Below are 10,552 nucleotides of genomic sequence, written 5' to 3'. Positions count from 1 at the left end.
GGCCCGATATCCGATCCCGCGAAGGACGAATGTGTCAACAGTGAGTGACTTCAGCCTTTCCACACCGAGTGGGGCTGATGCGGGCCTGACCCCGAAGCAGCTCGCGGCCAAGTACGGCCTGGGAGTCAGCGGCAAGCGGCCCAATCTGCCCACCTACGTGCGGCAGCTGTGGGCGCGGCGCCACTTCATCCTTGCCTTCGCCACCGCCCGCCTGGTCGCTCAGTACACGACCGCCAAGCTGGGCCAGGTGTGGCAGGTTCTCACGCCGCTGCTCAACTGCTCGGTGTTCTTCCTGGTCTTCGGTGTGATGATGAAGAGCCGGGACAGCGTCCCGGTCTACCTCGCCTGGCTCTGCGTCGGCGTCTTCGTCTTCCAGTTCTCGCAGAGCGCCGTGCAGGCCGGTACCCGCTCGATCGCCGACAACCTCGGCCTGATCCGGGCGCTGCACTTCCCCCGGGCCTGCATGCCGGTGGCCTTCACCGTGATCCAGCTCCAGCAGCTGCTGATCTCGATGGTCGTCCTGGTCGGCATCGTGCTGGCGAACGGCCAGATGCCGCACATGACCTGGTTCCTGATCATCCCGGCGCTGCTGCTGCAGTGCCTGTTCAACACCGGCCTGGCGATGGTCATGGCCCGTGTCGGGTCCAAGGCCTCGGACATCTCCCAGCTGATGCCGTTCATCCTGCGCACCTGGATGTACATCTCCGGCGTCATGTACAGCATCCAGGGCGCCATCGCGACCTGGCCGCCGCTGGCGAAGACGATCATGGCGCTGAACCCGGCGACCATCTACATGGACCTGATGCGCTACGCGTTCATGCCGGACAGCTTCAGCAAGCACTACTACCACGGTGGCAGGGACGCCTCGGGCCACGCCCTGCCGCAGCACCTGACCCTGCCGCACCACGTGTGGCTCACCGCCGGCGTCTGGGCCGTGGTGGTCTTCGTGGTCGGGTTCGTGTTCTTTTGGAAGGCAGAGGAGGAGTACGGCCGTGGCTGACATCGCGATGAGCAACTTCCGGGAGGCGAGCCAGGAGGCGGCGGCGACCGCTGCCTCCAAGCCCGCTCGGACCCCGACCGTGGTCGTCGACGACGTCCACATCGTCTACAAGGTGCACGGTGCCGGTTCCGGCAAGGGCAGTGCCACCTCCGCGCTGAGCCGGCTGGTCTCGAAGAAGCGCTCGCCCGCCATCCGCGAGGTGCACGCCGTGCGCGGCCTCAGCTTCACCGCGTACAAGGGTGAGGCGGTCGGTCTGATCGGCTCCAACGGCTCCGGCAAGTCCACCATGCTGGCGGCCATCGCGGGTCTGCTGCCCCCGGCCAAGGGTGCGATCTACACCAACGGCCAGCCGTCCCTGCTGGGCGTGAACGCCGCGCTGATGAACGACCTGACCGGTGACCGCAACGTCATCCTCGGTTGCCTGGCCATGGGCATGACGCCGAAGGAGGTCGAGGCCCGGTACCAGGAGATCGTCGACTTCTCGGGCATCAACGAGAAGGGCGACTTCATCTCGCTGCCGATGCGCACGTACTCCTCGGGCATGGCGGCCCGTCTGCGGTTCTCGATCGCGGCGGCCAAGACCCACGACGTGCTGCTCATCGACGAGGCGCTCGCCACCGGTGACCAGAAGTTCCAGAAGCGCAGTGAGGCCCGCATCCGCGAGCTCCGCAAGGAGGCCGGCACGGTCTTCCTGGTCAGCCACAACAACAACGCGATCCGCGACACCTGCGAGCGCACCATCTGGATCGAGAAGGGTGAGCTCGTCATGGACGGCCACACCGACGAGGTCGTGCGCGAGTACGAGAAGCACAACCGGGCCTGAGCAGGGCCGGTACGGCGGGGGCCGGTGCCGGGAGCTCGGGCGCGTGTCCGATATGGGCCGGTGGACCGGACCGGTGTAGAACGGGGGAGTGACGGTAGTGGCGGCTTCAGCTAAATCAGATAACCAGACATATGGCGGCACGCTCGACAAGGCGGACCTGGAGAACTTCCCGGTCGCGCCCTTCTTCCTGCCCGCTGCCTGGCGCACCGACCTGATGGCGGTCTACGGCTTCGCCCGTCTGGTGGACGACGCGGGCGACGGCGACCTGGCCGATCCCGTCAGGGTCGCCGAGCTGCTGGGGGTGCCCGCCGCGCTCTCGACCACCCGTTCGGAGCAGGACGGCGAGGCGGCGTTCCGGCTTGCCCTGCTGGACGGACTCGAACGGGACCTGGACCGCGCCTTCGAGGCCGCGCTCACCCCGGACGCCACCGCACCGCAGCACCCGCTGATGCGCGCGCTCGTCCCGCTGATCGACCGGCACGGACTCACCCCCGAGCCGTTCCGCCGGCTGATCGAGGCCAACCGGGTCGACCAGAGCACCACCCGGTACCCGCGCTACCGCGACCTGCTCGACTACTGCACCCTCTCCGCCGACCCGGTCGGCCGCCTGGTGCTCGCCATCGCGGGCGTCTCCACGCCGGAGCGGATCGCCTACTCCGACGCGATCTGCAGCGCGCTCCAGGTGGTCGAGCACCTCCAGGACGTCGCCGAGGACCTCGGTCGCGGCCGGATCTACCTGCCCACCGAGGACCTCGACCGCTTCGGCGTCACCGAACAGGACCTCGCCCGGCCCACCGCAGGACCCCGGGTGAGGGAGCTGGTGGCCTTCGAGGCGGACCGGGCCCGGACCCTGCTCGATCACGGCGCACCGCTGGTGGGTACGGTTTCCGGGAGGCTCCGACTGCTTCTCGCGGGATTCACCGCAGGCGGGTACGCGGCCCTGGCGGCCATCGAGGCCGCCGGGTACGACGTCCTGGCCCAGCAGCCGAAGCCGGACAAGCGCCGCCTCGCAGCGAAGGCGGCGAGACTCTTCGCGAAGGGAAGGTGAACGCCCGCGTGGCGGCATCACCACTGGCGTCCGCTCAGGTCATGGCGGCGTACCGGTACTGCGAGGCGGTCACCGCCCTGCAGGCCCGCAATTTCAGCTACGGCATCCGGCTCCTTCCGGAGGCCAAGCGGTACGCCATGTCCGCGCTCTACGCGCTCGCCCGCCGGATCGACGACATCGGCGACGGCGACCTGCCGCCCGAGCGCAAGGCCGAGCAGCTCGGACGCACCCGCGGACTGCTCGACGAGATCCGCTCCGGCAGCGTCAGCATGGACGACACCGACCCGATCAAGGTCGCCCTGGCGGACGCCGCCCGGCGGTTCCCGATCCCGCTCGGCGCCCTCGACGAACTGATCGACGGCGTCGAGATGGACCTCAAGGGCGCCGAGTACCAGACCTTCGAGGACCTCAAGGTCTACTGCCGGTGCGTGGCGGGCTCGATCGGCCGGCTCTCGCTCGGCGTGTACGGCTGCGAGGACCCGGAACTGGGTGCCGAGTACGCCGACACCCTGGGCCTGGCCCTCCAGCTCACCAACATCCTGCGCGACCTGCGCGAGGACGCCCTCAACGGCCGCACCTACCTGCCCACCGAGGACCTGGTCAGGTTCGGCTGCGAGCAGGGTTTCGCCCTGCCCAGGCCGCCGATGGGCGCGGACTTCACCGGGCTGGTCGCCTTCGAGGTCGACCGCGCCCAGCGCTGCTTCGAGGACGGCCTGCGGCTGCTGCCGATGCTGGACCGCCGCAGCCGGGCCTCCACCGCCGCCATGGCCGGCATCTACCACCGGCTGCTCGGCCGGATCGCCGCCGATCCCGAGTCGGTGCTGCGCGGCCGCGTTTCGCTGCCGGGCTGGGAGAAGGCATACGTGGCGCTGTCCGGGCTCGCCGGAGGGCGTTCTTGATTCTCTCGGAAGTTATGTCACGCTGTGTCAGCACCTCGTCACGCGGCCGGGTCCGCAGGCTGCCCGGAAACGGATGTTCGATGCCCGTCCCCGGGCATGCGGCGGCCGTCAGCGGGCACGTGGTGTCCATGAGCGATCAGCGGAACGACGGCAGGGGGAGGCGCAGGTGACCGAACGACCGATGTCCGCCCGCCGGCACGCCGTGGTGGTCGGCGGCGGCCTGGCCGGCATCACCGCCGCACTGCGCCTGGCCGAGGCCGGGCAGCAGGTCACCCTGCTGGAGACCAGGCCCCGGCTCGGCGGGCTGGCCTTCTCCTTCAAGCGCGGCGAGCTGACCGTGGACAACGGCCAGCACGTCTTCCTGCGCTGCTGCACCGCCTACCGCGGACTGGTCGACCGGCTGGGCGCGGGCCGACTGGTGGATCTTCAGCCCCGTCTGGACGTCCCGGTGCTCGGCCTCGGTGCCGACGGCCGCCGGACCTTCGGACGGCTGGGCCGGGACGCCCTGCCCGTACCGCTGCACCTCACCCGCAGCCTGGCCGGCTACCCGCACCTCGGCCCCGCCGACCGGCTCCGGGTGGTCCGCGCGGCGCTCGCCCTCCAGCGGCTGGACCTGACCGACCCGGCGCTCGACCGGATCTCGTTCGGCGACTGGCTGCGCCGCCACGGCCAGACCCCGGCGACCCTGGCCGCCCTCTGGGACCTGGTCGGCGTCGCCACCCTGAACGCCACGGCCGACCGGACCTCGCTCGCGCTCGCCGCGATGGTCTTCAAGACCGGTCTGCTCTCCGACCCCGGTGCCTCCGACATCGGGATGGCGGCCGTCCCGCTCGGCGAGATCCACCACGACGCCGCGCTGGCCGAACTGGAACGCCTCGGCGTACGGGTGCTGCTGCGCAGCCGCGCCGCCGAGCTGAAGCCCGCCGCCCAGCACGGCGTCCGGCTGGAGAGCGGCGAACTGCTCACCGCCGACACCGTGGTGCTCGCGGGTGCCCAGGACAGCGCCGCCGCGCTGCTCCCGTCCGGAGCCGTCCCCCGGCAGGAGCGGCTCGCGGAGCTCGGCACCTCGCCGATCCTCAACGTCCACGTGGTCTACGACCGCCGACTGCTGCGCCGTCCGTTCTTCGCGGCGCTCGGCTCGCCGGTGCAGTGGGTCTTCGACCGTACGGCGCACTCCGGCCTGGCCGTGCCGGGCGCCCAGTACCTGGCGCTGTCCCAGTCCGACGCCGGGGACGAGATCGACCTTCCGGTGGCCGAGCTGCGGGCGCGCTACCTGCCCGAGCTGGAGCGGCTGATCCCGGGGGCCCGGCAGGCGAAGGTGCTGGACTTCTTCGTCACCCGTGAACGGACCGCGACCTTCGACCCGGCGCCGGGCACCGCCGCGCTGCGCCCGCAGGCCGCGACGGACATCCCCGGCCTGCTGCTGGCCGGCTCGTGGACCGCGACCGGATGGCCCGCGACCATGGAGGGCGCGGTGCGCAGCGGCCATGCCGCCGCCGACGCCGCGCTGGCCGGGGCCGGGCGGATCCCGGTCGACCGAGGCGACGGGAGGTGGCCCCGATGACCGCGGGCCCCAGCACTACTGACATCGCACCAGGCAGGCCGGCCACAGCGGCCCGGCGTCCGGACGGAGAGGGAACACACGTGGAGGCTCGCGCCGCATCGGCCGCATCGACTGCACCGGTCAGGGAGGCCGCTTCGGTGCCGGAGCTGCTGGCGCGCGGCCGGAGCCTGTGCACCCCGCCGCTGCGCGCCGCGGTCGCGCGGCTGGCCGCGCCGATGGACACCGTGGCGGCGTACCACTTCGGGTGGATCGACCGGGACGGCACGCCGGCGGCGGGGGACGGCGGAAAGGCCGTCCGACCTGCGCTGGCGCTGCTGTCGGCGCAGGCGGTCGGTGCCCCGGCCGAGGTGGGAGTCCCGGGCGGTGTCTCCGTTGAGCTGGTGCACAACTTCTCCCTGCTCCATGATGATCTGATGGACGGTGACGAGACCCGACGGCACCGGGCCACCGCATGGACGGTGTTCGGTCCTGCCCAGGCCATCCTGGTCGGGGACGCGCTCGCCACCCTGGGCACCGAGGTGCTGCTGGACGCCGCGGTCACCGGTGGCGCGAGCGCGGCCGACGCGGCGCGGGCGGTCCGACTGATCACCACCGCCACCCGCGGGCTGATCGACGGCCAGGCCAAGGACGTCGCCTTCGAGTCCCGCGACGCCGTGACGGTCGAGGAGTGCCTCGACATGGAGGGCGGCAAGACCGGCGCCCTGCTGGCCGCCGCCTCCGCGATCGGCGCCGTGCTGGCCGGGGCCGACGACCGTACGTCCGACGCGCTCCAGCGCTACGGCTACCACCTGGGTCTGGCCTTCCAGGCGGTGGACGACCTGCTGGGCATCTGGGGCGCCACCGAGGTGACCGGCAAGCCGCACTGGGGCGATCTGCGTCAGCGCAAGAAGTCGCTGCCGGTCGCCGCCGCGCTGGCCGAGGGCGGCAGCGCCTCGCGCCGGCTGGCCGAGCAGTTGGCCGACCCGAAGGGGCACGGGGAGGAGAGCGAGCAGGTGCTCGCTGCCCGTGCGGCCCTGATCGAGGAGGCGGGTGGCCGCGCCTGGACGCAGGCGGAGGCCCGCCGCCGGCACACGACTGCCCTCGCCGCGCTGGACGAGGTGCCGATGACCGATGCGGTGCGCGAGCACTTCGTCGCACTCGCCGAATTCGTGGTGGTACGAGAGAGGTGACGTCAAGTGACAGCAACCGCGGACGGCCGGCTCGACCCCGAGTACGATCCCGGGCCGGCCGCGGTGGGCGACCGGCCGCCGGGGCCTGAACGGCCGATCGGCGGTCGGGCCGCGGCGGCGGGCCGGCCGGGCAGGTCGTTCGGCCCGGTGCGCTGCGAGGCCGTCGGAGCCGACGGAGCGGTGAACGGGACCAGGCCGGCCGGCCCTCGGGAGGACGGCTGTGCCGGGTCCGCGGGGTCCGCCGGCGAGGCCGCCCCGGCCGAGGCGCTGGCCAGGGCCACCGCCCACCTGCTGTCACTCCAGAGCCCCGAGGGCTGGTGGAAGGGCGACCTGGAGACCAACGTCACCATGGATGCCGAGGACCTCTTACTGCGTCAGTTCCTCGGCATCAGGACCGAGGAGCAGACCGCCGCCTCGGCAGCCTGGATCCGCTCCCAGCAACGTCCGGACGGCACCTGGGCCACCTTCCACGGCGGCCCGCCCGAACTCTCCGCCACGGTCGAGGCGTACGTCGCCCTGAAGCTCGCCGGTGACGACCCCGAGGCCCCGCACATGCGGGCGGCGGCGCAGTACGTACGCGCGCACGGCGGAATCGCCGCCGCCCGCGTCTTCACCCGGATCTGGCTCGCGCTCTTCGGCTGGTGGCCCTGGGAGCGACTGCCCGAACTTCCGCCCGAGCTCATCTTCGCGCCCCGGTGGCTGCCGCTGAACATCTACGCCTTCGGCTGCTGGGCCAGGCAGACGATCGTACCGCTGACCGTGGTGTCGGCCCACCGGCCGGTCCGCCCGGGGCCCTTCCCGCTGGACGAGCTGCACACCGACCCCGCCGACCCGTACCCCCGTCGGCCCCTCGCCCCGGTGACCAGCTGGGACGGTCTCTTCGAGCGGCTCGACCGGGCCCTGCACGTCTACCACCGTTACGCCGTACGGCCGTTGCGCCGCCTCGCGCTGGCCCAGGCGGGCCGTTGGATCGTCGAGCGACAGGAGTCGGACGGCTGCTGGGGCGGGATCCAGCCGCCCGCCGTGTACTCGCTGATCGCGCTGCACCTGCTCGGCTACGACCTGGACCACCCGGTGATGAAGGCCGGACTCGCCTCCTTCGACGGTTTCACCGTGCACACCGAGGACGGCCGGCGCTGGATGGAGGCCTGCCAGTCCCCGGTCTGGGACACCTGTCTGGCCGCCATCGCCCTGCGCGACGCGGGCCTGCCCGCCGACCACCCCGCGCTGCTGTCGGCCGTCGACTGGATGCTCGGCGAGGAGATCACCCGGCGCGGCGACTGGGCCGTCAAGCGGCCCGAGCTCGAACCCGGCGGCTGGGCGTTCGAGTTCCACAACGACAACTACCCCGACATCGACGACACGGCCGAGGTGGTGCTCGCGCTGAGCCGGGTGGCCTTCCCCGACCGGGCGCGGTTGGACGGAGCCGTCCGGCGGGGTGTCGAGTGGAGCCTCGGCATGCAGTCCAGGAACGGCGCATGGGCCGCCTTCGACGTGGACAACACCAGCACGCTGCCCAACAAGCTGCCGTTCTGCGACTTCGGCGAGGTGGTGGACCCGCCCTCGGCGGACGTCACCGCGCACGTGGTCGAGATGCTCGCCGAGGTGGGCCGGGCGGACGACCCGCGCACCCGGCGCGGCATCGCCTGGCTGCTCGCCAACCAGGAGGCGGACGGCTCCTGGTTCGGCCGCTGGGGCACCAACTACATCTACGGGACGGGCTCGGTGGTCCCCGCCCTGGTCGCGGCCGGGCTGCGCACCGCTCACCCGGCCGTCCGGCGGGCCGTGCGCTGGCTGGAGGACCGGCAGAACCCGGACGGCGGCTGGGGCGAGGACATGCGCTCCTACGAGGATCCGGAGCGCTGGGCCGGCCGCGGGGAGTCCACCGCCTCGCAGACCGCCTGGGCGCTGATGGCGCTGCTCGCCGCCGGGGAAGGGCCGGACGGGGCGCGCAGCGAGGCGGTCGAACGGGGTGTGCGCTGGCTGGTGGACACCCAGCTGCCGGAGGGCACCTGGGACGAGCCGCACTTCACCGGCACCGGTTTCCCCTGGGACTTCTCGATCAACTACCACCTGTACCGGCTGGTCTTCCCGGTCACGGCGCTCGGCCGGTACCTGCACGGCGGTCCGGTGCCCGGCGGCCACCGGTGAGGACGAGTCCGGTGGCGGAGGCGGCCGATGGCCCTCAGGATCGGGCCCAACGGCCGCAGTCGCACGGCGGCCCGACGATCGGAGGACGCGGATGAGGGCGGGTGCCTGCGCTTTCGCAGCGTGCGGGGAGCCGGGTGAGGCGCGTTCGGGGCGTCCCCGGACGGCTGTCCGGCCGATGGTGTGGGGCGGGCCATGACGGGCGGAGCGCTGCTGGTGGTGTGTGCGCTGGGCCCCGAGGTGTGGGCGCTGCGCGGTGGCGACTGGAGCGGGGCGGCGGACGGGCCGCCGGCGCTGGTCAGGACCGGCGTCGGGCGGAGCCGGGCCAGACGGGTGGTCGGCGAGCTGCTCGCCAGGGACGGGTACGGCGCCCTGGTGGTGGCCGGCTTCGGGGCCGCCGTCGGTCCCGGCGTGCGGCCCACCGACGTGATCGTCGCCGACGCCGTCCGCGACGCCGAGGGCAACCACTACCCGCTGGACTCCGCCAAGCAGCTCGCCCGTGCCCTGCAGGCCCGCGGCCTGACCACGCACACCGGGCTGCACCACACCGCCGACCACGTGGTGCGGGGTGTCGAGCGGCGTGCGCTGAACTCCCGGGGCGCCCTCGCGGTGGACATGGAGGCGGCGGCCGTCCTCGCCGCCCGCGCGCAGCTGCGCCCCGGGCTGCCCGCCGCCGTCCTGCGGGTGGTGGTGGACACCCCCGACCACGAACTGATCCGACCTGGCACCCTGCCGGCCGGGCTGCGCGCCTGGCGGACCCTGCGCGCCGCCGTACCGGCCCTCACCGCCTGGCACCGCCAGGCCGTTGCCGCACTCGAATCCCTGCCCTCGACGCTCCCTCAGGAGGCGAGCTAGTCATGGCCATGCCGCTGCGCCAGTCCGTCCGCATCAGCACCTATCTCCTGCAGCAGAAGCTGAGGCGCCGGGCCAAGTTCCCGCTGATCGTGGAGCTGGAGCCGCTCTTCGCCTGCAACCTCGCCTGTGAGGGCTGCGGGAAGATCCAGCACCCGGCCGGGGTGCTCAAGCAGCGGATGCCGGTGGCGCAGGCGGTCGGGGCGGTGCTGGAGGCCGGTGCGCCGATGGTGTCCATCGCGGGCGGCGAGCCGCTGATGCACCCGCAGATCGACGAGATCGTCCGGCAGCTGGTCGCCCGCCGCAAGTACGTCTTCCTGTGCACCAACGCACTGCTGCTGCGCAAGAAGCTGGACCGGTTCAAGCCCTCGCCGTACTTCACCTTCACCGTGCACATCGACGGGCTGCGCGAGCGGCACGACGCCTCGGTGGCCAAGGAGGGCACCTTCGACGAGGCGGTGGAGGCGATCAAGGAGGCCAAGCGGCGCGGCTTCCGGGTCACCACCAACAGCACCTTCTTCAACACCGACACCCCGCAGACCGTGATCGAGGTGCTGGACTACCTCAACGACGAGCTGCACGTCGACGAGATGATGATCTCCCCGGCGTACGCCTACGAGAAGGCACCCGACCAGGAGCACTTCCTCGGCGTCGAGCAGACCAGGGAGCTGTTCCGCAAGGCGTTCGCCGGCGGCAACCGGCGGCGCTGGAGGCTCAACCACAGTCCGCTCTTCCTCGACTTCCTGGAAGGGCGGATCGACTTCGACTGCACCGCCTGGGGCATCCCCAACTACTCGCTCCTCGGCTGGCAGCGGCCCTGCTACCTAATGGCCGACGGGTACGTCCCCACCTACCGCGAGCTGATCGAGAAGACCGACTGGGACTCCTACGGCCGGGGCAGGGACCCGCGCTGCGAGAACTGCATGGCGCACTGCGGCTACGAGCCCACCGCCGTCCTCGCCACCATGGGCTCGCTCAAGGAGTCGCTGCGCGCCGCCCGGGAGACCCTCGGCTCCTCCGAGCCGTCCCGCTCCGGCACCAGGTGACAC

Annotated in this window: 9 protein-coding genes; all 9 read left to right on the top strand. The window is 72.2% G+C overall.

Features of this window, described 5'->3' with window-relative positions; all coding sequences use genetic code 11:
* Positions 1-31 precede the first annotated feature (31 nt).
* The 9 genes from ACFC1R_RS19900 (at position 32) to hpnH (ending at position 10,549) form a co-directional block, all read left to right on the top strand.
* Positions 32-1,000 carry an ABC transporter permease gene (locus tag ACFC1R_RS19900; RefSeq protein WP_375940286.1) on the top strand — a complete coding sequence of 323 codons (969 nt, stop codon included), beginning with the start codon at positions 32-34 and terminating at the stop codon, positions 998-1,000.
* Between the two features lie 7 nt (positions 1,001-1,007).
* Positions 1,008-1,823: an ABC transporter ATP-binding protein gene (locus tag ACFC1R_RS19895; protein WP_375940349.1), complete on the top strand. Its 816-nt coding sequence runs from the start codon at positions 1,008-1,010 to the stop codon at positions 1,821-1,823.
* A gap of 88 nt (positions 1,824-1,911) precedes the next feature.
* Positions 1,912-2,871, top strand: a complete 960-nt coding sequence (hpnC, locus tag ACFC1R_RS19890; RefSeq protein WP_375940284.1) for a squalene synthase HpnC — start codon at positions 1,912-1,914, stop codon at positions 2,869-2,871.
* A gap of 41 nt (positions 2,872-2,912) precedes the next feature.
* Positions 2,913-3,770, top strand: coding sequence for a presqualene diphosphate synthase HpnD (hpnD, locus tag ACFC1R_RS19885; RefSeq protein WP_375940347.1), 858 nt, complete (start codon positions 2,913-2,915; stop codon positions 3,768-3,770).
* Positions 3,771-3,951: 181 nt separating this feature from the next.
* The gene (hpnE, locus tag ACFC1R_RS19880; protein ID WP_375940345.1) at positions 3,952-5,334 is read left to right on the top strand and encodes a hydroxysqualene dehydroxylase HpnE; all 1,383 of its coding nucleotides are present in this window, start codon (positions 3,952-3,954) and stop codon (positions 5,332-5,334) included.
* A complete protein-coding gene (locus ACFC1R_RS19875) occupies positions 5,331-6,503 on the top strand; it encodes a polyprenyl synthetase family protein (protein WP_375940282.1) in 1,173 nt (390 codons plus the stop codon). The genes hpnE and ACFC1R_RS19875 overlap by 4 nt, the downstream gene beginning before the upstream one ends.
* 180 nt (positions 6,504-6,683) lie before the next feature.
* Entirely contained in the window at positions 6,684-8,654 is a 1,971-nt protein-coding gene (gene shc / locus ACFC1R_RS19870; RefSeq protein WP_375940343.1) for a squalene--hopene cyclase, read from the top strand.
* A 192-nt stretch (positions 8,655-8,846) separates the two neighbouring features.
* Positions 8,847-9,506 (top strand): 1-hydroxy-2-methyl-2-butenyl 4-diphosphate reductase, encoded by a 660-nt coding sequence (locus ACFC1R_RS19865; protein ID WP_375940280.1) that lies wholly within the window; start codon positions 8,847-8,849, stop codon positions 9,504-9,506.
* 2 nt (positions 9,507-9,508) lie between these two features.
* Positions 9,509-10,549, top strand: coding sequence for an adenosyl-hopene transferase HpnH (gene hpnH, locus ACFC1R_RS19860; protein WP_375940278.1), 1,041 nt, complete (start codon positions 9,509-9,511; stop codon positions 10,547-10,549).
* Positions 10,550-10,552 lie beyond the last annotated feature (3 nt).

Source organism: Kitasatospora sp. NPDC056138 (genome assembly GCF_042264695.1).
GTDB lineage: Bacteria > Actinomycetota > Actinomycetes > Streptomycetales > Streptomycetaceae > Kitasatospora.
Note: the sequence above shows the minus strand (reverse complement) of the source record. Positions and strands in the feature narration are given on the sequence as shown.

Excerpts from the sequence above, each read along its gene's own strand:
- ACFC1R_RS19865 (WP_375940280.1), top strand. The coding sequence starts at position 8,847 with ATGACGGGCGGAGCGCTGCTGGTGGTGTGTGCGCTGGGCCCCGAGGTG.
- hpnD (WP_375940347.1), top strand. The coding sequence starts at position 2,913 with ATGGCGGCGTACCGGTACTGCGAGGCGGTCACCGCCCTGCAGGCCCGC.
- hpnH (WP_375940278.1), top strand. The coding sequence starts at position 9,509 with ATGGCCATGCCGCTGCGCCAGTCCGTCCGCATCAGCACCTATCTCCTG.
- ACFC1R_RS19895 (WP_375940349.1), top strand. The coding sequence starts at position 1,008 with ATGAGCAACTTCCGGGAGGCGAGCCAGGAGGCGGCGGCGACCGCTGCC.
- hpnE (WP_375940345.1), top strand. The coding sequence starts at position 3,952 with ATGTCCGCCCGCCGGCACGCCGTGGTGGTCGGCGGCGGCCTGGCCGGC.
- ACFC1R_RS19875 (WP_375940282.1), top strand. The coding sequence starts at position 5,331 with ATGACCGCGGGCCCCAGCACTACTGACATCGCACCAGGCAGGCCGGCC.